Here is a 20,402-nt window from a genome sequence, read left to right as displayed (position 1 = left end):
TCAACACCGCTGTGACGAGATCCGGACGAAGCGCCACGATTGTGAACAGAATGAACGAAAGCGTGACTGCGCCGTTGCCGGACACCGATAGTCTCTTCCCGACCGCTCCGTGACCTGGGCCACGGAGCGGAGCCGAGTGTGACCGGCCCGCCCAGGTTGGAGCGCAACTGTGGCAAGCAACGACGCTGCGACACCACGTCGCCGGGACAAGACGCACTACCTCTACATCGCGGTGATCGTCGCCGTGCTGGCCGGTATCGCCGTCGGCTTCCTCGCCCCCGACGTCGGCACGGCCCTCAAGCCGCTGGGCAGCGGTTTCGTCGACCTGATCAAGATGATGATCGCCCCGGTCATCTTCTGCACCATCGTGCTCGGCGTCGGCGGCGTCCGGCAGGCCGCGAAGGTCGGCAAGGTGGGCGGTCTCGCCCTCGGGTACTTCGTGGTCATGTCGGTGGTCGCCCTGATCATCGGCCTGCTGGTGGGCAACGTGCTGCACCCCGGCGAGGGCCTGCAGATCACCGACGCGATCCGCGGCCAGGGCGCGGAGCAGGCCAGCGAGGAGGCGGAGAGCGCCACCGAGTTCCTGCTCGGGATCATCCCCGACACGCTGGTGTCCGCGCTGGCGCAGGAGCAGGTGCTGCAGACGCTGCTCGTCGCGCTGCTCGCCGGTTTCGCGCTGCAGTCGCTGGGTGACAAGGGCGCCCCGATCCTGCGCGGCATCGAGCACATCCAGCGCCTGGTGTTCAAGATGCTGGCGATGGTGATGTGGGCGGCCCCGGTCGGCGCGTTCGGCGCCATCGCGGCGGTGGTCGGCGCGACCGGTGTGGAAGCGCTCAAGGGCCTGGCGATCATCATGGTCGGCTTCTACACGACCTGCGTGCTGTTCATCTTCCTCGTCCTGGGCCCGGTGCTGTGGTTGTTCGCGCGGGTCAACATCTTCTCGCTGCTGCGGTACCTGGGGCGCGAGTTCCTGCTGATCGTGTCCACCTCGTCGTCGGAGGCGGCGCTGCCGCGGCTGATCGCGAAGATGGAGCACCTCGGGGTGAGCAAGCCGGTGGTGGGCATCACCGTGCCGACCGGCTACTCGTTCAACCTGGACGGCACCATGATCTACCTGACCATGGCCTCGCTGTTCATCGCCAGCGCCCTGGGCGACCCGCTGTCGATCCCGGAGCAGGTGGGTCTGCTGCTGTTCATGATGATCGCCTCCAAGGGCGCGGCCGGCGTCAGCGGCGCGGGCCTGGCGACCCTCGCCGGCGGTCTGCAGTCGCACCGCCCGGAGCTGCTCGACGGCGTCGGCCTCATCGTCGGCATCGACCGCTTCATGTCCGAGGCGCGCGCCCTGACCAACTTCGCGGGCAACGCGGTGGCCACCGTCCTCATCGGGGCCTGGACCAAGGAGCTGGACCGCGACCAGATGAAGCAGGTCTTCAGCGGCGATGCCCCGTTCAACGAGCAGACCTTCGTCGACGAGCACGAGGCCCCGGCGAAGGAGGACGAGGCGGCGCCGGCCGCCACGAGCTGACCGGCACAGCGAGGGGCGCCTCCCGCCGCACGGTGGGAGACGCCCCTTTCGCTGTGTCCGCCCGGTTCAGCCGTAGACCATCCAGCCGATGCCGCCGACGAGGGCCATGACCGCGGCGACGGCGAGCAGGATCGCGAGACCGCGCGCCGTCTTCCACGTCGCGTACACACCGCCGACGAGGAACCCCGCGAGCGCGATGAGCAGGACCGGCAGGAAGTCACCCATGCCGCGCAGCCTATCGAGCCGGTCCGGCTGACGGCGTCAGCCCGTGGCGCGGGCGTCGTCGGAGCGGCCGGTGACGCGGCAGCGGTAGGTGGTGTCCTGGGGTGTGGTGATCTCGACGTCGTACCAGCCCCGGTGGGTGGGCCACGCCAGCGGCTGGGCTCCGCCCGCGGCGACGCGGACCTGCTCCTCGTGGCCGGGGTGGCCCACCGAGCGCAGCCGGAGCGTGATGTCCTGCGGGCCGTCGTTGCGCAGCTCCAGCGCCAGGCCGTGCTCGGTGTGGCGGGCCTGGACGTCGACGCCCGCGGCCTCACCGGTGCGCGACCCGCTGAGCTCGAAGCGGAACCGGTCCGGGCCCTGCACCGCGAGGCGGTAGGAGTCGCGGACCGGCACGCTCACCACGGCCTCGCCGAGGACGTCCACTGAGGACGGTGGCGCTCCCGCTCCAGAGTGGACAGCGAAGTGCGCGGAGGACGCACTGGCGTTGCCGAGCCGCAGCGCGACCGCCTCACCGTGCAACGCTCCCGAGACCTGCGGACGGTAGGGCGACGCGCAGCCCCGCGGCCACGCCGCGCCGGAGCACCCCGGGTGCCGGCGGTCGGTCCGGCCCGGTGGGGTCGGCGCGGCTGCGTGGTCGTGCGCCGGGGGCACGTCGCCGGTGAGCCCCCGCGGTCGAGCGAGTCCAGTCACGGCACGTCATCGTCGTCGACAGAGCTCACGAGGAGGAGACGCCGGGATGACGCATCCATGAACCACACGAGTCATCCGAACGGTTGCCAACGCTTGCCCCAACCGGACTACCGTGCGTGTCACACCAGGCCCGCGCAGGGGCTGGAACGCTCTCGACACGACGGAGGGGAGGGCAGCCGCCCGCTGAGCGGCGTGCCCTCCCCTCCACGTCGAGCGACCGCGGTCGAGCGGTCGCGGCAGGCTACAGCGCGCCCTTCGTCGACGGGACCACGCCGGCGAAGCGCGGGTCCGGCTCCACCGCGGCGCGCAGCGCGCGGGCGATCGCCTTGTACTGGGCCTCCGCGATGTGGTGCGGGTCCCGGCCGTGGACGACGCGGACGTGCAGGTTGATCTGCGCGTGGAACGCCAGCGACTCGAACACGTGGCGGTTGAGCACGAACGGGTAGTTCCCGCCGATGGTGAAGGCGTTGTACTGCTCCGGCTCGCCGGTCATCACGCAGTACGAGCGGCCCGAGACGTCGACCGCCGCGTGCGCGAGGGTCTCGTCCATCGGGATCCACGCGTCGCCGAAGCGGCGGATGCCCTTCTTGTCGCCCAGGGCCTGGCGCAGCGCCTGGCCGAGGACGATCGCGGTGTCCTCCACCGTGTGGTGCGCGTCGATGTGCACGTCGCCGGTCGACTTCACCTCGAGGTCGAAGGCGGCGTGCGTGCCCAGGGCGGTGAGCATGTGGTCGTAGAACGGGACGGTGGTGTCGACGTCCACCTGCCCGGTGCCGTCGAGGTCGAGCTCGACCAGCACCGACGACTCCTTGGTGGTGCGCTCGACCCGTCCCACGCGGGTACCCGGTTGGGAAGTCACTGCTCGATCTCCTCGCTCACTGCCTTGCTCGCCGCCAGGAACGCGTCGTTCTCCTCCGGCGTGCCGATGGTGACCCGCAGGTGGCCGGGGATGCCGACGTCGCGGATCAGCACGTCGGCGTCCAAGTAGCGCTGCCACGCGCGGTGCGCGTCGGCGAACCGCCCGAACAGCACGAAGTTGGCGTCGCTGGGCACCGGGGTGAAGCCCTGCGCGGTCAGCTCGCGGACCACGCGCTCGCGCTCCTCGGCCAGCGCGTGCACCGACCCGAGCGTCGCCTCGGCGTGCCGCAGCGCGGCGCGGGCCGCGGCCTGGGTGACCGCCGACAGGTGGTAGGGCAACCGCACCAGCAGCAGCGCCTCGATCACCGCCGGGGCGGCGGCCAGGTAGCCGAGCCGGCCACCCGCGAAGGCGAACGCCTTGCTCATGGTGCGGCTGACGATCACCTTCGCCGGGTACCGCTCGATCAGCTCGATCGCGCTGGGCTGGTCGGAGAACTCCGCGTAGGCCTCGTCGACCACCACGACACCGGGCGCGGCGTCGAGGACCGCGCGCAGGCCGTCCTGCGACACCGACTGCCCGGTGGGGTTGTTCGGGCTGGTCACGAACACCACGTCGGGCTGCTTCTCGGCCACGATCTCGGCCGCCTGCGCGCCGTCCAGGCTGAAGTCGGCGCGGCGCGGCGCGGGCACCCAGTCGGTGCGGGTGCCCGCGGACAGGATCGGGTGCATCGAGTACGACGGTTCGAAGCCGAGCGCGCTGCGGCCCGGCCCGCCGAAGGCCTGCAGGATCTGCTGGAGCACCTCGTTGGAGCCGTTGGCGGCCCACACGTTCTCCACCGCCAGCGGCACACCGGTCGCGCGGGTCAGGTAGGCGGCCAGGTCGGCGCGCAGCGCCTTGGCGTCGCGGTCCGGGTAGCGGTGCAGCTCCGCGGCGGCCTCCCGCACGGCCGCGGTCACGTCGTCGACGAGCTCCTGCGGCGGCGGGTAGGGGTTCTCGTTGGTGTTGAGCCGGACCGGGACGTCCAGCTGCGGGGCGCCGTAGGGGCTGCGACCGCGCAGGTCGTCCCGCAACGGCAGGTCGGCCAGCACCGTGTCGGCGCCGAGCACGTCACTCATGTGCACAACCTTCGTTCGTCAGAAGCGGGCGGTGATGGCCTGGCCGTGCGCGGGCAGGTCCTCGGCGTCGGCCAGCGCCACCACGTGGTCGGCGACGTCACGCAGCGCCTGCTCGCTGTAGGAGATCACGTGGATGCCGCGCAGGAAGCTCTGCACGCTCAGCCCGGACGAGTGCCGCGCGCAGCCGCCGGTGGGCAGCACGTGGTTCGACCCGGCGCAGTAGTCGCCCAGCGACACCGGCGCGTACGGACCGACGAAGATCGCGCCCGCGTTGCGCACCCGCGCCGCCACCTGCTCGGCGTCCGCGGTCTGGATCTCCAGGTGCTCGGCGGCGTAGGCGTCCACCACTCGGACACCGTCCTCCACAGTGGACACCAGGATGCAGCCGGACTGCTTGCCGCTCAACGAGGTCCGGATCCGCTCGGAGTGCTTGGTGTTCGCCACCCGGCGCTCCAGCTCCGCGTCCACCGCGTCGGCCAGCTCCGGCGAGGAGGTCACCAGCACGCTCGCCGCCAGCGGGTCGTGCTCGGCCTGGCTGATCAGGTCCGCGGCCACGTGCACCGGGTCGGCGGTCTCGTCGGCCAGCACCGCGATCTCGGTCGGCCCGGCCTCCGAGTCGATGCCGATCAGGCTCCGCAGGTGCCGCTTGGCCGCGGTCACGTAGACGTTGCCCGGCCCGGTCACCATGTCCACCGGCGCCAGCTCGGTGCCGTCGGTGTCCTCGCCGCCGTGCGCCATCAGCGCCACCGCCTGCGCGCCGCCGACCGCCCAGACCTCCTCGACGCCGAGCAGCTGCGCGGCGGCCAGGATCGTCGGGTGCGGCAGGCCGCCGAACTCCGCCTGCGGCGGGCTGCACACCACCAGCGACTCCACCCCGGCCTCCTGCGCCGGGACCACGTTCATCACCACGCTGGACGGGTACACCGCCAGGCCGCCGGGCGCGTACAGGCCGACGCGGGCGACCGGCACCCAGCGCTCGGTCACGGTGCCGCCCGGGACGACCTGCGTGGTGACGTCGGTGCGCCGCTGGTCGGCGTGCACCGCGCGGGCGCGGCGGATCGACTCCTCCAGCGCGCTGCGCACCGCCGGGTCGAGCTCGCCGAGCGCGCGGCGCAACTCGGCCGCGCCGACCCTCACCCGACCCGGTCGGACTCCGTCGAACTTCTCGGTGAAGTCCAGGACGGCCGGCACACCCCGGTCGCGGACCTCCTCGACCACCGGACGGACCCGATGCAGCACGTGCTCCACGTCCATCTCGGCGCGCGGCAGCGTGGCGCGCAGCTCGACGGTGGACGGAACGCGACCGCGCAGGTCGGTACGGGTGAGCATGAGCGTCCTTCCCATGGCATCGAGGTTGCACCGACCAGGGTAATCGCCGACGTCACGGGCTGTCCCCGAACCCGGTCGGCGGTCACACCCGACGTCCACCGAACGGGAAGACGTCAACGGGCGACCATTGTTCGCCAGTGGCTTGCCAACACCTGGGCCGTCCTCCAACCTCTCCACGTCACCACCAGTGATCGATCGGAGACCCGATGTTCAGCTCACGGCGCAAGGCAGCGGCTGTGGCGGCCGCCGCGTGCCTGGCCCTGCTGGCCCCCGTCTCGGCCAGCGTGTCCGCGGAGCCGGCACCCACCGCGCAGGACCCGGCGATCTACACCGTCCCGGGCACCGACAGCACCAGCCGCACCGAGATCAACCGCACCGGCGCCCAGGTCATCGGTGTCCGCGACGGCGTGGCCACCGTGGAGGCGACCCCGGAGCAGGCCGAGCGGCTGCGGGCCGCCGGGTTCGCCCTCGGCGAGGGCGTCCCGGTCAGCGAGGCGCTGCAGCGGATCAACCGCGGCCAGGCCCGACCCGGTGACTTCCCGCCCGGCTACGAGGGCTACCACACCTACGACGAGACCGTCGCCGAGCTCGACCAGATCGTCAGCGACCACCCCGACATCGCCGAGAAGTCCAGCATCGGGAAGTCCTTCGAGGGCCGCGACATCCCGGTGCTGAAGATCAGCGACAACGTCGGGCAGGACGAGGACGAGCCCGAGGTGCTCTTCGACTGCAACCAGCACGCCCGCGAGCACCTCACCACCGAGATGTGCCTGCGCATCGCCAACCGCTTCACCGACGGCTACGGCTCGGACCAGGCGGTGACGGAGGCGGTGGACAACCGGGAGATCTGGGTGATCCCGATCGTCAACCCGGACGGCTCGGCCTACGACGTCGAGTCCGGTGAGTTCCAGGGCTGGCGGAAGAACCGGCAGGACACCGGCACCGACGTCAACCGCAACTGGGGTTTCAAGTGGGGCTGCTGCGGCGGCTCCAGCGACGACCCCGACGCCGAGGACTACCGGGGCAGCGCGGCGTGGTCGGCGCCGGAGACCGCGGCGATGCGCGACTTCATCGACTCCCGCGTGGTGAGCGGCACCCAGCAGATCAAGGCCGCGATCGACTTCCACACCTACTCCGAGCTGGTGCTGTGGCCGTTCGGGCACACCCAGGACGACGTCACCGAGGGCATGACGCAGGAGGAGTACGACCGGTTCGCGCGGGTCGGCGAGGAGATGGCCCAGACCAACGGCTACACCCCGCAGCAGTCCAGCGACCTCTACATCACCGACGGCGACAGCCTCGACTGGATGTGGGGCCAGCACAAGATCCTGGCCTACACCTTCGAGATGTACCCGGCCAACGGCGGCGGCCTCGACGGCTTCTACCCGCCGGCGGACGTGATCGAGGAGGAGACCGCGCGCAACGACGCGGCGGTGGACATCCTGCTCCGCGAGGCGGGCGCATGACCTGACGAGAGAGGGGTACCGGGCCCGGGACGCCACCGCGGTGTCCCGGGCCCGCTGCTGTTCGCGGGCGCGTCAGGTCCCGAGCAGCGGCACGGCGACAATGGGGGCATGGCTAGCGAACCCGCTCCGACCACAGTGGCCGAGCACGCGCTGCTGCGCCGTGCCATGTGGATCATCTGCCCGGTCGCCGGCGCGTTGGTGGGGCTCCTGCTCCGGTGGGCGTCGGGCTGGGTCGCCGGGTTGTCGTGGGCCCCGTTCCAGGGCGTGTTCGAGCTGGCCGCGTCGGTGCCGGACCCGCAGGGCACGGTCGGCGCCGTCGCGATCGGCGCGCTCATCGGCTTCGGGTTCGCCGGGCTGTTCGCGCAGGAGCGGTTGAACGTCACCGTGTCGCCGCAGCGGATCACGTTGCGGGTGGGCCGGTCCGAGCAGCACCTCGACCGCGGTGACGTCGACGCGGTCTTCGTCGACGGCAGGGACTTCGTGGTGCTGGACGCCTCCGGTGCCGAGCTCGCCCGCCGGCGGTCCGATCTGGACCGCGCGGCACTGCGCACGGCCTTCACCGAGCACGGCTACCCGTGGCACGACGGTGACCCGCACGAGTACCGGCTGTGGGACGAGGAGGACTCCGAGCTGCCGCTGCGGGTCAACGTGCTGATGGCCGACCGGGAACGCGCGCTGCGCAAGCGCGACCGCAAGGAAGCCGCCCTGCTGCGCGCCGAACTGGCCGAGCACGGCATCGTGGTGCGCGACGCGCAGCGGCGCCAGTACTGGCGCTCGGTCGGCTGAGCGAGGCGCCGCGCCGGGGGCCGGCCACGACCGCCGCGCCGTCCGCAGCAGCTCTCGCGAGGGCGCTGCGGGTGAGAGGATCGAGTGGTGGGCGGTGTTGTCTGGAACCTCGCTTTGGTGTTGTTGTTCGTCCTGGTCGGCGGGTACTTCGCGGCCGCGGAGATCGCGCTGGTGTCGCTGCGCGAGAGCCAGGTGCGCAAGTTCGCCGAGCGCGACCGGCGCGGTGCCCGCGTGGCGAAGCTGCGGGCCGACTCCAACCGCTTCCTCTCCGCGGTCCAGATCGGCGTCACCTTCGCCGGGTTCTTCGCCTCCAGCTACGGCGGCGCGACCATCGCGGTGCGGCTGGAGCCGGTGCTGGCCGGGTGGGGGCTGCCGATCGGGCTGGCCGCGTCGATCGCGCTGATCCTGGTGACGCTGTTCGTGTCCTACCTGTCGCTGGTGCTCGGCGAGCTGGTGCCCAAGCGGCTGGCGCTGCAGAAGCCCGAGGGCGTCTCGCTGGCCACGGCCGGGGTGCTGGACCGGCTGGCGAGCCTGTCGCGCCCGGTGATCTGGCTGCTGTCGAAGTCCACCAACGGGGTGGTGCGGCTGCTCGGCATGGACCCCCGCGCGCACGAGGAGCCGGTCAGCGAGGAGGAGCTGCGCGACATGGTGCGCACCAACGAGCAGCTGACCGTGGAGGAGCGCCGGTTGCTCAGCGACGCGTTCCGGGCCACCGACCGGGTGCTCGGCGAGGTGATGGTGCCGCGCACCGAGGTGGACTTCCTGGACGTCACCACGCCGGTCTCCGAGGCGATCGAGGCGGTGGCGGACAAGCCGCACTCCCGGTACCCGGTCATCCGCGAGACCGCCGACGACGTCGTGGGCTTCATCCACGTGCGCGACCTGCTCACCCGCGCGCACCGCGGCGACGCGCGCACGGTCGGCGACCTGACCCGCCCGGTGATCGCGCTGCCGGCGAGCAAGCCCGTGCTGGCCACGCTGTCGCAGATGCGGCGGCGGCGCGGCGGGCACCTGGCGGTGGTGGTCGACGAGTACGGCGGGACGGCGGGCATCGTCACCGTCGAGGACCTCGTGGAGGAGGTCGTCGGCGAGATCTGGGACGAGTACGACCCGAGCGCGGCCCCCGCGGGCGCGAAGGCCGACGGCAGCTACGAGGTCGACGGGCTGCTGCACCGCAGCGACTTCGAGCAGCAGACCGGCATCCGCCTGCCGGACGGGCCGTTCGACACCGTGGCGGGGTTCGTGGTCAGCCTCCTCGGCCGGGTCCCGGAGGAGGGCGACTCCGCGGACGCGCTCGGGTACCGCTTCACCGTCCGGGCGATGGAAGGACACCGGGTGTCCCAGCTGCGGGTCACCCGGCTCGACGACCAGAGCTGAGAGAACGGCGGTGGGAGCGCGCGGCCGCGCCCGGGCGGCCGCGCGCTCGCCGGAGCGTCAGGACAGCAGCAGGAACAGGGCTCCCACCACGATCCCGATGATGACCACGGCTGCCGCGGTGATCATCACCGCGCGCATCTTGGGGCGGTCGTCGCGCACCTCGGTCTGGGCCCGCTCCCGCCACTGCATGAATGTGGTGCCTTCGCCCTCGTTCACCGTCGACTCCTCGGGTCCGTCGTCACTTGCCGAGCGGTCCCCCGCGACCGCGCAGTGCCCCACCTTGTCACACCCGCCCCGCGCGCCGCTCCCGCACCCGGCGGTCCTGGGCGGCGCGGAGGCGGCACCGTTCACCCGTCCAGGCGCACCACGTGGGCCGCCCAGTGGCCGAGCAGGTCCTCGTCGTGGCTGATCGCCAGCACCCCGGTCCCGTGCTCGCGCACCCGGCGGTCCACGACCTGCACCAGCGCCGCCGTGGTGGAGGCGTCGAGCATGGCGGTCATCTCGTCACAGACCACGTACCGGGGCTCCAGCGCGAGCGCCCGCGCCAGGCACGCCCGCTGCAGCTGGCCGTCGCTGACCTCGTGCGGGCGCCGGGAGAGCAGCTCGGGGGTCAGCCCGACCTCCTCGGCCAGCTCGTCCACGTCCCCGGGCGCGCCGGTGGCGCGCAACGGCTCGGCGATGACCTCGCGCAGGGTGAACCGCGGGTCGACGGCCGGCCGCGGGTGCTGGAAGACGATGCCGATGGCGGCGCGCTGCGCCTTCGGGGTGGCGTGCCGGAAGCCGCCGACGGGCTCGCCGTCGAGCGACACCTGACCGGACCACGGCTCGTGCAGCAGCCCCAGCACCCGGGCCAGGGTGGACTTGCCGCAGCCGCTGGGCCCGGCCAGGCCGACCACCGTGCCGGCGGGCAGGTCGAGCGAGACGCCGTCGAGCACCGGTTCGCCGCGCCGGTACCCGGCGACCACACCGGTCGCGCTCAGCACGGCGGGTGCGCGGCGACCCAGCGGCCACCGTGGTCGACGAGCTCCGGGTCACCCGTGCACGGCGCGAAGCCGGGCACGTCCGGGCACCGTTGGCAGAACACGCAACCCCACTCCCGTTCGATGCGGTCCAGTTCGGTCAACACCGGCGGGTGGCCGGGGATCGGCCGGAACCCGCCGTCGGGCAGGGCGCCCAGCAACCCCGCGGTGTAGGGGTGCCAGGGCTCGGCGAGCACCTCCGCGGCCGGCCCGGCCTCCACGATGCGGCTGGCGTACATCACCGCGACGTCGGTGGCGACCCGCCGGGCCGCGGCGAGGTCGTGGGTGATGAGCAGCACCGCGCGGTCCTCGGTGGCGGTCTCGGCGAGCAGGTCCACGGTGCGGTGCACCAGCGGCCGGTCGAGCCCGGTCGTGGGCTCGTCGGCGAGGATGACCTGCGGGTCGCCGGCCAGCGCCAGGGCGAGCGCGACCCGCTGGGCCATGCCGCCGGAGAGCTCGTGCGGGTACCGGTCGAGGTCGGCGGGGTCCAGGCCGACGCGCTCGGCGAGGGTGTCCGCGTCGAGCGCGCCGTCCAGGGCCTCGATGGTCTCGACGAGCTGGCTGCGCGCGGTGCGCACCGGGGTCAGGTGGGTGCTCGCCGACTGCGGCACCAGCCCGATCCGCCGTCCCCGCACCTGCCCGGCCAGCACCGGTTCCGGCGCGGACAGCAGGTCGAGGCCGTCGCGCAGCAGCGCCCGGCCGCGCACCTCGGCGTTGCCGGGCAGCAGCCCGAGCAGCGCCGAGGCGAGCACGGACTTGCCGCACCCGGACTCGCCGACCAGGGCCAGCACCCGGCCGGGCCGCAGCTGCAGCGTCGCGTCGGTCACGGCGCGCACCCGCACGTCCCGCCCAAGCAGGAACCGGACGGACAACCGCTGCAGCTCGAGCAAGGCCTCACTCATCCGCCGACCTCCCACCTCGTCGCCGAGTCCGTTCCCGTACCTCCTCGCGGTCACAGGGCCAGCTCCGATCGGCGTCGGGGGACCACGCGGTCGCGCCAGGTCGCGGCCAGCCCGGACACCGCCAGGGTGGTCGCCACCAGCAGCAGCGACGGGAACAGCACGATCCACCAGGCGCCGAGCAGCACGGCCTCGCGCCCGGCACCGAGGATGGTGCCGATGCTGGCCAGGTGCGGCGGCAGGCCGAGCCCCAGGAAGCTCAGCGCGGTCTCGTGCCACACCGCGTGCGGCACCAGCAGCACCGCGGACAGGGCCGCCTGCGGCACGATCGCCGGCAGCAGGTGCCGCACCAGGATCCGCCACCGCGACGAGCCGCCCGCGATGGCCGCCTCGACGTACGGGCGGCTGCGCAGCGACAGCACCTCCGAGCGCACGATGCGGGCCACCGTCGTCCAGTGCGTCAGCGCGATCGACAGCACCACCGCACCGAGGCTCCCCCGGTACAGCGCGACGATCACGATGCCCAGCAGCAGGTGCGGGACGGAGTTGACGGTGTCCACCAGACGCATCAGCAACCGGTCCGGCCACCCGCCGAGCGCCCCGGCGACCGCGCCCACCAGCGAACCGAGCACAGTGGACACCGCAGCGCTGGTCCCGGCCACCAGCAAGGAGACCCGCAGCCCGGTCAGCGACTGCACGAACAGGTCGCGGCCACCGGAGTCGGTGCCGAACGGGTGCGCCGGGCTCGGCGCGAGGCGGACCGAGTCGTAGCGCACGGACTCGCTGCCGAACAGCACCGGCACGGCGAACGCGGCCACCACCAGCACCACCAGCGTCACCAGGGCGCCCCAGTACCGGGTCCGCGGGTGCGCGCGGGCGGTCCGGGTGCGGCCCGCGGGCCGCCACTGCGCGGTCATCTCAGCCATCGGCGGCCACCCTCGGGTCGAGCAGGACGGCGGCGACGTCGGCGAGCAGCGACCCGAGCAGCACCGCCGCGGTCGCCACCAGGGTCAGCACCGCCAGCAGCGGGTAGTCCACCGCGGTCGCGGCGGTGACCACGGCGGCGGCCAGCCCCGGCCAGGAGAAGACCTCCTCCACCAGCACCGCCCCCGTGACCAGCTCCGGGATGCGCGCGCCGATGAGCGTGACGAACGGCAGCAGCGCGGTCGGCAGCGCGTGCCGCAGCACCACCACCCGCTCGGCGAGGCCGCGCGCCCGCGCCCCGGTCACGTGGTCCTCGGCCAGCGAGGTCAGCATCGACTGCCGGACGTGCAGCACCAGCCACGGCGACTGCGACACGCCCAGCACCAGCGCGGGCAGCGCCAGGTGCTCCACGACCTGGCCGACCGAGACGGTCTGGCCGGCGTCGGTCAGCCCCGCCACCGGCAACCAGCCCAGGCCCAGCGAGAACACCGCGATGGACAGCAGCGCCAGCACGAACGGCGGCACGCCCTCCAGCGCGTGGCCGATGGCGGTGACGACGCGGTCCACCCAGCCGCCCTGCCGCCACGCCGCGACCGTGCCCAGCACCAGCGCGAGCAGCACCGCCAGCAGCAGCCCGGTGGCGGCCAGCAGGACCGTCCACGGCAGGCGCTCGGCGACGACCTGCGCCACCGGTTGCCGGAACGAGCGGGACACCCCGAGGTCGCCGCCGACCAGCCCGGTCAGCCAGTGCCAGAACTGCACCAGCACCGGGTCGTCGACGCCCAGCTGGGCGCGCACCCGCGCGATGTCGGCGGCCGAGGCGGTGTAGAGCTCCACGCCGTAGTACTGGTGGATCGGGTCGAACGGCGAGGCCGCGGCGAGCAGGAACACCCCGAGCGCCACGACCACCAGCACCGGCACGGCGAACCCGATCCGCCGCAGCACCAGGCGGCCGATGGCACGGCTCACGCCTGCGGTTCCCAGTCCTCGACGTTCCACCACGGCCCCCAGGTCGTCCCGTGGGTGTGCGGCTCGACCGGCGGCTGGTACCCGGTCCAGCGGCCCTCGCGCATCACGTAGCTGTGGTCGATGAACGCCAGGTACACCAGGCCGGGGTCGGCGACGTAGGCGCGCTGGGCCTGCCGGTAGAGCTCCGCGCGCTCGGCCGGGTCGAGCTCCTGGCGGGCGCGGTCGAGCGCGGCGTCCACCTCGGCGTTGCGGTACCGGCCCGGGTTGTTGTAGGTGCCGGTGCCGATCACCGACGAGTGCAGGCTGGTGTAGACCTGCGGGTCGGGGTCGATCGGGTTGCCGCCGCCGAGCACGATGCCCTCGTGGCCGATGCGCGCCGGGACCGCGGAGCGGTCCACCCCGGCGAGGTCGACCTGGATGCCGATCGCCCGGGCGTCCGAGGCGAAGGCGGTGGCCAGGTCCTTGCGGAGGCTGTCGTCGGCGAAGTACATCACCGTGAACTGGGCGCGCACCCCGTCGCGCTCGCGGACCCCGTCGGGGCCGGGCCGCCAGCCGGCCTGGTCGAGCAGCGCCTTGGCCCGCTCGGGGTCGAAGTCGAACCGGGCGGCCGGTTCGAAGGCGGCGCCCATGGACTCGGGGATCGGCGCGTGGGCGGGGGTGCCGTGGCCGCCCAGCAACGCGTCGATCATGCCCTGCCGGTCGACCGCGAGGTTCAGCGCGGTGCGCACCGCCCGGTCACCGGCGACCGGGTGGTCGTTGGGCAGGGCGATGCTGCGGAAGTCGGCGGTGCGGTGGTGCACGGTGCGGTAGCCGTCGCGGCCGACGCTCTCGGCGAGCACCGGCGGCAGCACCGTGCCGTCGAACTCGCCGGAGAGCAGGCGCTGGGCACGGGTGTTGTCGTCCTTGGCGAACACCACGGTGACCTCGCCGATGGCCGGTGCGCCGCCCCAGTAGTCGGGGTTGCCCTTCCAGGTCATCTGGTCGCCCTGCCGCCACTCGACCAGCTCGTACGGGCCGGTGCCGACGGGCTTGGTGTTGAGCTCGGAGTTCTCCAGCGGCTCCGGGGTGGCCAGCTTCTCGCTCGGCACGATGCCCAGCACCAACTTGGACGGCCACGCCGAGTACGGGATCTTCAGGTCGAACTGCACGGTGTGCGGGTCGAGCGCCCGCACGTCGGCGAGCATGGCGTAGTCGGAGCTGACGGTGGAGGCGTAGGCGGGGTCGATGGCCGCGTGGTAGGTGGCGACCACGTCCTCGGCGTCGAACGGGGTGCCGTCGTGGAAGCGCACGCCGTCGCGCAGCTTCACCGTCCAGGTCTTGGCGTCCGGGGAGGACTGCGGCGGTTCGGCGGCCAGTGCGGGCCGCAGCTCGGCACGCCCGTCGAACGCCAGCAGCCCGTCGTAGAACTTGGCGGCCCCTTCCGCCCCGTAGCCCAGCAGCGGGTTCAGGCTCTCCGGCTCGTAGCCGTCGGCGAGCAGCAGGGACCCGGGGTCGGACGACCCGGGCGAGGACGGCGCCGCGCACCCGGCACCGAGCAGGGCCAGGGCGACGAGGAGGGCTGGCAGCGAGCCACGACGTTCGAACACCCGTGAACTCTAAGCACTACTGCAAAATGTTCTCAACAAGCGGTCCGCCCCGAGTGATCAGGATCAACCGGGGCCGGGACGCCCCGGGCTGCCGCGGCGTCCCGGCCGGGCTCACGCCACCGGCTCGGGCATCCGGTCGAGGCGGTACTCGCAGGAGAGGGTGTCACCGGTCTGCGGGTCGCCGAGCTCCACCCGCCAGGAGTCGGCGAACTGGTCGACCTCGGCGTCCATCGGGATGGTGCCGGACAGCAGCACGGTGCCGGGCCGCAGCAGACCGCGCTGCCGCAGCTCGTCGAGCCAGTACTGGGGCGGCAGCAGTTCGGCGAGGGTGCCCCGCTGGATCTGCCGGCCCCCGGCCCACGCGGTGAGGGTGAGCTCGTCGACGCGGTCGGCGACGTCGACCAGCCGCCACGCCCGGCCGCCCAGCACGTCGGGACCGGCCTGCTTGCTCCACGCCACGCCGTGCACCTCCAGGGCCCGGTCGGTGTGGTCGCAGGCCACCGTGAGCAGCACGTCGCGCTCCTCCGGGCCGGCGACGACGAGCGCCCACTCCGCTTCGCCGGAGGTGCGGTCGTGCTGGACCGGCACCTGCTCGGTCTGCATCGCCAGGTAGGGCGCGACCGGGTACAGGCACGGCGTCCGGGTCGGCGCGGGCACCCCGAGCTCGGCGAGCTCGGCGACGTGCGCGGCCACGTCCTCCTGGCTGCGGCCCGCGTAGCCGCCGTTGAGCACGGTCGTCACCGGGACCTCGACGGTCTCGCCGTTGACATCGAAACGCAGTGGAAACACAATCCCCTCCAAACCGGCATACGGGTTGTATACATTCAGTATCACAACTGACCCGGGCCTCGACACGGCAAGTCGCACGACAAGGACCTCGATGACTCAAGCCCTCCCCGCCACCGCGCGGCCACCTCGCAAGGACCTGGCCAAGGCGTTCGTCGCCTCGCTGTCCGGCACCTCCCTGGAGTGGTACGACTTCGCCGCCTACTCGGTGGCCTCGGCGCTGGTGTTCGGCCAGCTGTTCTTCCCCAGCCACGACCCGCTGTCCGGCACGCTGCTGGCGTTCTCCACCTACGCCGTCGGCTACGTCTCCCGCCCGCTGGGCGGTTTCGTGTTCGGCCGGCTCGGCGACGTCCTCGGCCGCAAGCAGGTCCTCGTCATCACCCTGCTGGTCACCGGCATCTCCACCTTCCTCATCGGACTGCTGCCCACGCACGGCCAGGTCGGCGCGCTCGGCGCGGTGCTGCTGGTGGTCCTGCGGTTCGCGCAGGGCGTCGGCATCGGCGGCGAGTGGGGCGGCGCGGTGCTGCTGTCCAGCGAGTTCGGCAGCGAGAAGCACCGCGGGTTCTGGGCGTCCGCCGCCCAGATCGGCCCGCCCGCGGGCAACCTCATGGCCAACGGCGTGCTCGCGGTGCTGGCCGCGACGCTCACCCAGGAGCAGTTCCTGGCCTGGGGCTGGCGGGTCGCGTTCCTCGTCTCCGCGGTGCTGGTGCTGTTCGGCATGTGGATCCGGGTGCGGCTGGAGGAGACCCCGGTCTTCAAGCAGCTGCAGGAGAGGGGCGAGCAGGCCGGGGCGCCGGTGCGCGAGGTCCTCACCCGCGAGCCGCGGGCGCTGGTGTCGGCGATCCTCTCCCGCGTCGGCCCCGACGTGCTCTACGCGCTGTTCACCGTCTTCGTGCTCACCTACGCCACGCAGCAGCTGCAGCTGCCCAAGAGCTGGGCGGTCACCGGGGTCATGCTCGGCTCCTCGCTGCAGCTGGTGCTCATGCCGCTGGCCGGTGCGCTGTCCGACCGGCTCGGGCGGCGCCGGGTCTACGCGGTGGGCGCGGTCGGCGCGGGCGTGTGGCCGTTCGTCTTCTTCCCGATGATCGAGGGCGGCTCGGCGACGATGCTCGTCCTCGGGGTGGTCGTCGGCCTGGTGTGGCACGCCCTGATGTACGGCCCGCAGGCGGCGTTCGTGTCCGAGCAGTTCAGCCCGGCGCTGCGCTCCACCGGGGCGTCGCTGGCCTACACGCTGGCGGGCGTGGTCGGCGGCGCGCTGGCCCCGCTGCTGTTCACCTCGCTGTTCGCGCACTTCGGCACCTGGGTGGCCCCGGCGGCCTACCTGGTGGCGACGTGCGCGGTGACGCTGGTCGGCCTCGCGCTGGGCCGCCGCGACGCGCGGTGAGACCGCCGTCAGCCCTCGATGAGGACCTGCTGGGTGGCCGCCAGGTGCGCGGTGATCGCCTCCTCGGCGGCCGCCGCGTCCCCGGCCACCAGGGCCCCGAGGATGGCCTCGTGCTCGGCCAGCACCGCCTTGCGGCGGTCGCCGCTGGAGTACAGCGCGACGATGCCCGCGCGGACCTGCCGGGCGCGCAGCCCGTCGTAGGTCTTGGTCAGCAGGTCGTTGCCGACCGCGCGGACCAGGGCGGCGTGGAACCGGTGGTCGTGGTCGATGAACGCGCGGGCCTCGTCGTCGGCGGTGAGGGCGCGCTGGCCGTCGAGCTCGGTCCGCATCTCGGCCACCGGCACCGCGTCGAGCTCGATCGCGCGCCGGGCCGCGTAGCGCTCGACCACGGCGCGGACCTCGAACAGCTCGCGGATCTCCCGACCGCCGACCGGCGCGACGTAGGCCCCGCGCTTGGGCACCAGCTGCACCAGCTCCTCGGCGGCGAGCAGCAGCAGTGCTTCGCGGATCGGCGTGCGGGACACCCCGATCTCGTCGGCGAGGGCCTGCTCGTTGACGAACTGCCCCTGCATCGCCGGGTCGCTGAGGACGGCGTCCTTGAGGTGGGCGTAGGCGAGTTCGCGTCCGGACGGCAACGAGTACCCCTTTGTTGCATATCGCTGGTATACAGACATCGTAACGTTGTGGAGGGTGTGCATGCGGATCGCGTTGTGCCAGATCGTGAGCAGTCCGGATCCGGCGGCGAACCTGGAGCTGGTGGCCGACGGCGTCCGCCGGGCCGCCGAGGCCGGGGCCGACCTCGCGGTGTTCCCGGAGGCGACCATGGCGTGCTTCGGGGTGACGCTCGCCCCGCTGGCCGAGCCGCTGGACGGGCCGTGGGCCACCGAGGTGCGGCGGCTGGCCGGTGAGGCCGGCGTCGCCGTGGTGGCGGGCATGTTCACCCCCGCTGACGACGGCCGGGTCACCAACACGCTGCTCATCACCGGCCGCGGGCTGGACACCCGCTACGACAAGATCCACCTCTTCGACGCGTTCGGCTTCGCCGAGTCCGACACCGTCGCTCCCGGCGCGGAGCCGGTGACGGTGGACCTCGACGGCACCACGATCGGCTTCACGACCTGCTACGACGTCCGCTTCCCCGGGCTGTGCACCAGGCTGGCCGACCGGGGCGCCTCGGTGATCGTCACCTCGGCGTCCTGGGGAGCCGGCGAGGGCAAGCGGGAGCAGTGGGAGCTGCTGGTGCGCGCTCGCGCCCTGGACTCGACGTCGTGGGTGGTGGCCGTCGGCCAGGCCGACCCGCGCAGCGTCGGCCGGGAACCGAGCGGCAAGGCCCCCACCGGCATCGGCCACAGCCTGGTCGCCACCCCGTTCGGCCAGGTCCACGCGCAGCTCGGCGACGCCCCGGACGTGCTGGTCGTCGACGTGGACCCGGCCGCGGTGGAGCAGGCCCGCCAGGCCATCCCGGTCCTGGCCAACCGCCGCTTCTGACGCCGACCACGGGCGCCTCCCGCCGGGGGTGCCCGCGGTCCGCGGTGGGCGTTCCGGGTGGTCGCGGCCCGATCCGCGCGAAGCCTCCCAGCACGGGGCCGTGATGAGGTAGACAGTAGCTGCCAGTGATCGACCCGATGCTCCAGGGAGAACCCGGAATGCCCGAATCCGAAGACATCCAGGTACGGGGGTCCACCGTCTCCGACGAGATGGACACCACCGTGCCGCACGCGGCCCGCGTGTGGAACTTCTGGCTCGACGGCAAGGACCACTACGCGGTGGACCGGGCCGCCGGCGAGGAGTTCCTCGAGGTCTTCCCGGGCATGAAGGCGGCGGCACAGGCCAGCCGGGGTTGCCTGGGGCGGATGGTCCGGCACCTGGTCACCGAGTGCGGGGTGCGGCAGTTCCTGGACGTCGGCACCGGCCTGCCGACCGCGGAGAACACCCACGAGATCGCGCAGCGGGCCGCCCCGGAGAGCCGGATCGTCTACGTCGACAACGACCCGCTGGTGCTCGCCCACGCCCGTGCGCTGCTGACCAGCACGCCGGAGGGGAGCACCCGGTACGTCCACGCCGACGTCCGCGAGCCCGAGACGATCGTCGAGGCCGCCCGGGAGGCCCTGGACCTCGACCAGCCGGTGGGGCTGATCCTGTTCGGCATCCTCGGCCTGATCCCCGAGCACGCCCAGGCGCGGTCCATCGTGGACACGCTGCTGGCGGCGCTGCCGTCGGGCTCCTACCTGGCGCTGTTCGACGTCGACGACACCGACCCGGTGGCGGTGGAGGCGGCCCGGCAGTACGCGGAGTCCGGCGCGGTCCCGTACAACCACCGCTCGCCGGAGGAGATCGCGGGCTACTTCACCGGGCTGGAGCTGGTGGAGCCGGGGGTGGTCCGGTCCGGCCTGTGGCGCGCGGAACCCTCGGAGGTCTCGCGGCAGGACACCACCACGCTGGCCGGGCTGGGCCGCAAGCCCTGAGGCGACGTCACCGCGCCGCGGCCCGGACGCGGCGGCGGAAGGCGAGGAACGCCAGCACCGTGCCGACGGCGAGGACGGCGGTGGTGAGCAGGCTGGCTTCGATGCCGAACCCGCCGCCGGTGAGCACCTCCGCGCTGCCCGGGGCACCGACGGTGGTCAGCACCGTCGTCCGGACGTCCATGCCGGACACCTCGATGCCGTAGACGTTGCCCTGGCACCAGTTCCACACCGCGTGGAAGGCGCACACGCCCCACAGCCCGCCCTCGGCGAGCGCCCAGAACGCCAGCAGCAGCGCGATGAGCAGGATGTTGACCAGCGCCACCGCGCCGACGTCCGGGTTGGTGCCGTGCAGCAGCGAGAAGACCACGGCTTGCAGGACGACCGCGGTGGTCAGGCCCCACTTCCGGTAGGTGACCTGCACGAGGTAGCCGCGGGTGAGGACCTCCTCCGTGCCGGCCTGCACGGCGAACCCGACGAGCGCGACGAACGCCCAGCCCACCTGCGCGGTGTGCACGGCCGCGACGTCGAACTGCCCGCTGAGCAGGTTCACGCCGACCGGCACGCCCAGCAGCACCACCGCGACCACCGCCCCGGTCGCCAGGTGCACCCCGACGCGCGAGGCGGGGAGGAACCCGAGGCTGCCGAACGGCCGTCGCTCCTTCAGCCGCACCCACAGCGCGAGCATCCCGGCGATGCCGAGGAAGCTGAGCATCGTCGCGAGCTGGTCGACCAGTGTCATCGACCCGCCGCGCGCGGCCGTCGGGGAAGCCCCGAACAGCGGGAACAGCACCAGGGCGGCGGCGGTCTGCCCGACCAGCAGGCACACCACGACCACGGCCACCCCGAGCACCGGCCCGGTGGGCCGCCGAGCCCGGTCGATCCCACCCAGCAGCGGTGACGGCAGCCCCCGGTCGGGTCGGTCAGGTCCTGGACGGCGCTCTTCCCGATCGCTCACCACACCCGGATCATCCCCGATGCCGTTGTCTCCGGTCACCACGGGT

At 73.0% G+C, this 20,402-nt stretch carries 21 protein-coding genes; 7 read left to right on the top strand and 14 right to left on the bottom strand.

Going from position 1 to position 20,402, the window contains the following annotated elements; genetic code table 11:
- Positions 1–169: 169 nt before the first annotated feature.
- Entirely contained in the window at positions 170–1,525 is a 1,356-nt protein-coding gene (locus tag HNR68_RS10205) for a cation:dicarboxylate symporter family transporter (protein ID WP_179719850.1), read from the top strand.
- Positions 1,526–1,591: 66 nt separating this feature from the next.
- Here the strand turns inward: HNR68_RS10205 and HNR68_RS10200 are convergent, their stop codons facing one another.
- The 5 genes from HNR68_RS10200 to hisD all read right to left on the bottom strand — a co-directional run bounded on the left by HNR68_RS10200 (position 1,592) and on the right by hisD (position 5,740).
- Positions 1,592–1,750, bottom strand: coding sequence for a hypothetical protein (locus tag HNR68_RS10200; RefSeq protein WP_179719848.1), 159 nt, complete (start codon positions 1,748–1,750; stop codon positions 1,592–1,594).
- A gap of 36 nt (positions 1,751–1,786) precedes the next feature.
- Positions 1,787–2,398 carry a phospholipase domain-containing protein gene (locus HNR68_RS10195; protein WP_343050460.1) on the bottom strand — a complete coding sequence of 204 codons (612 nt, stop codon included), beginning with the start codon at positions 2,396–2,398 and terminating at the stop codon, positions 1,787–1,789.
- A gap of 280 nt (positions 2,399–2,678) precedes the next feature.
- The gene (gene hisB / locus HNR68_RS10190) at positions 2,679–3,296 is read right to left on the bottom strand and encodes an imidazoleglycerol-phosphate dehydratase HisB (RefSeq protein WP_179719844.1); all 618 of its coding nucleotides are present in this window, start codon (positions 3,294–3,296) and stop codon (positions 2,679–2,681) included.
- Positions 3,293–4,411, bottom strand: a complete 1,119-nt coding sequence (locus HNR68_RS10185; protein WP_179719842.1) for a histidinol-phosphate transaminase — start codon at positions 4,409–4,411, stop codon at positions 3,293–3,295. The genes hisB and HNR68_RS10185 overlap by 4 nt, the downstream gene beginning before the upstream one ends.
- A gap of 18 nt (positions 4,412–4,429) precedes the next feature.
- Positions 4,430–5,740, bottom strand: a complete 1,311-nt coding sequence (hisD, locus tag HNR68_RS10180) for a histidinol dehydrogenase (protein WP_179724877.1) — start codon at positions 5,738–5,740, stop codon at positions 4,430–4,432.
- Between the two features lie 206 nt (positions 5,741–5,946).
- Between hisD and HNR68_RS10175 the strand changes: the two genes are divergently transcribed.
- From HNR68_RS10175 to HNR68_RS10165, 3 genes are all read left to right on the top strand, one after another.
- Positions 5,947–7,206: a M14 family metallopeptidase gene (locus HNR68_RS10175; RefSeq protein WP_179719840.1), complete on the top strand. Its 1,260-nt coding sequence runs from the start codon at positions 5,947–5,949 to the stop codon at positions 7,204–7,206.
- A gap of 108 nt (positions 7,207–7,314) precedes the next feature.
- Positions 7,315–7,992: a YqeB family protein gene (locus HNR68_RS10170; RefSeq protein WP_179719838.1), complete on the top strand. Its 678-nt coding sequence runs from the start codon at positions 7,315–7,317 to the stop codon at positions 7,990–7,992.
- 117 nt (positions 7,993–8,109) lie between these two features.
- Positions 8,110–9,369 (top strand): hemolysin family protein, encoded by a 1,260-nt coding sequence (locus HNR68_RS10165; RefSeq protein WP_343050047.1) that lies wholly within the window; start codon positions 8,110–8,112, stop codon positions 9,367–9,369.
- 57 nt (positions 9,370–9,426) lie between these two features.
- Here the strand turns inward: HNR68_RS10165 and HNR68_RS10160 are convergent, their stop codons facing one another.
- The 7 genes from HNR68_RS10160 to HNR68_RS10130 all read right to left on the bottom strand — a co-directional run bounded on the left by HNR68_RS10160 (position 9,427) and on the right by HNR68_RS10130 (position 15,555).
- Entirely contained in the window at positions 9,427–9,585 is a 159-nt protein-coding gene (locus HNR68_RS10160; protein WP_179719834.1) for a hypothetical protein, read from the bottom strand.
- Positions 9,586–9,716: 131 nt separating this feature from the next.
- The gene (locus tag HNR68_RS10155) at positions 9,717–10,352 is read right to left on the bottom strand and encodes an ATP-binding cassette domain-containing protein (RefSeq protein WP_179719832.1); all 636 of its coding nucleotides are present in this window, start codon (positions 10,350–10,352) and stop codon (positions 9,717–9,719) included.
- The gene (locus HNR68_RS10150; protein ID WP_179719830.1) at positions 10,346–11,290 is read right to left on the bottom strand and encodes an ABC transporter ATP-binding protein; all 945 of its coding nucleotides are present in this window, start codon (positions 11,288–11,290) and stop codon (positions 10,346–10,348) included. Before HNR68_RS10150 ends, HNR68_RS10155 begins: the two co-directional genes overlap by 7 nt.
- A gap of 50 nt (positions 11,291–11,340) precedes the next feature.
- A complete protein-coding gene (locus HNR68_RS10145; protein ID WP_246330420.1) occupies positions 11,341–12,213 on the bottom strand; it encodes an ABC transporter permease in 873 nt (290 codons plus the stop codon).
- Complete coding sequence (locus tag HNR68_RS10140; RefSeq protein WP_179719828.1) at positions 12,206–13,180, bottom strand: ABC transporter permease subunit; 975 nt, start codon at positions 13,178–13,180, stop codon at positions 12,206–12,208. The genes HNR68_RS10145 and HNR68_RS10140 overlap by 8 nt, the downstream gene beginning before the upstream one ends.
- Entirely contained in the window at positions 13,177–14,766 is a 1,590-nt protein-coding gene (locus tag HNR68_RS10135; protein WP_179719826.1) for an ABC transporter substrate-binding protein, read from the bottom strand. Before HNR68_RS10135 ends, HNR68_RS10140 begins: the two co-directional genes overlap by 4 nt.
- Before the next feature lie 111 nt (positions 14,767–14,877).
- A complete protein-coding gene (locus tag HNR68_RS10130) occupies positions 14,878–15,555 on the bottom strand; it encodes a DUF2848 family protein (protein ID WP_179719824.1) in 678 nt (225 codons plus the stop codon).
- A 91-nt stretch (positions 15,556–15,646) separates the two neighbouring features.
- On the opposite strand from HNR68_RS10130, the gene HNR68_RS10125 reads away from it, so the two are divergent.
- Positions 15,647–16,936: an MFS transporter gene (locus HNR68_RS10125; RefSeq protein ID WP_179719822.1), complete on the top strand. Its 1,290-nt coding sequence runs from the start codon at positions 15,647–15,649 to the stop codon at positions 16,934–16,936.
- Between the two features lie 8 nt (positions 16,937–16,944).
- On the opposite strand, the gene HNR68_RS10120 is transcribed toward HNR68_RS10125, so the two are convergent.
- Positions 16,945–17,571: a GntR family transcriptional regulator gene (locus tag HNR68_RS10120; protein ID WP_179719820.1), complete on the bottom strand. Its 627-nt coding sequence runs from the start codon at positions 17,569–17,571 to the stop codon at positions 16,945–16,947.
- A 61-nt stretch (positions 17,572–17,632) separates the two neighbouring features.
- Between HNR68_RS10120 and HNR68_RS10115 the strand changes: the two genes are divergently transcribed.
- Both HNR68_RS10115 and HNR68_RS10110 read left to right on the top strand, forming a co-directional pair.
- Positions 17,633–18,424, top strand: a complete 792-nt coding sequence (locus HNR68_RS10115; RefSeq protein ID WP_179719818.1) for a carbon-nitrogen hydrolase family protein — start codon at positions 17,633–17,635, stop codon at positions 18,422–18,424.
- A 158-nt stretch (positions 18,425–18,582) separates the two neighbouring features.
- On the top strand, positions 18,583–19,401 hold the full coding sequence (locus HNR68_RS10110; protein WP_179719816.1) for an SAM-dependent methyltransferase: 819 nt from the start codon (positions 18,583–18,585) through the stop codon (positions 19,399–19,401).
- 7 nt (positions 19,402–19,408) lie between these two features.
- Here the strand turns inward: HNR68_RS10110 and HNR68_RS10105 are convergent, their stop codons facing one another.
- Positions 19,409–20,356, bottom strand: coding sequence for a CPBP family intramembrane glutamic endopeptidase (locus HNR68_RS10105; protein ID WP_343050046.1), 948 nt, complete (start codon positions 20,354–20,356; stop codon positions 19,409–19,411).
- Between the last annotated feature and the right edge of the window lie 46 nt (positions 20,357–20,402).

The organism is Saccharopolyspora hordei, assembly GCF_013410345.1.
GTDB lineage: Bacteria > Actinomycetota > Actinomycetes > Mycobacteriales > Pseudonocardiaceae > Saccharopolyspora > Saccharopolyspora hordei.
This window is presented reverse-complemented; position numbering and strand designations above follow the sequence as displayed.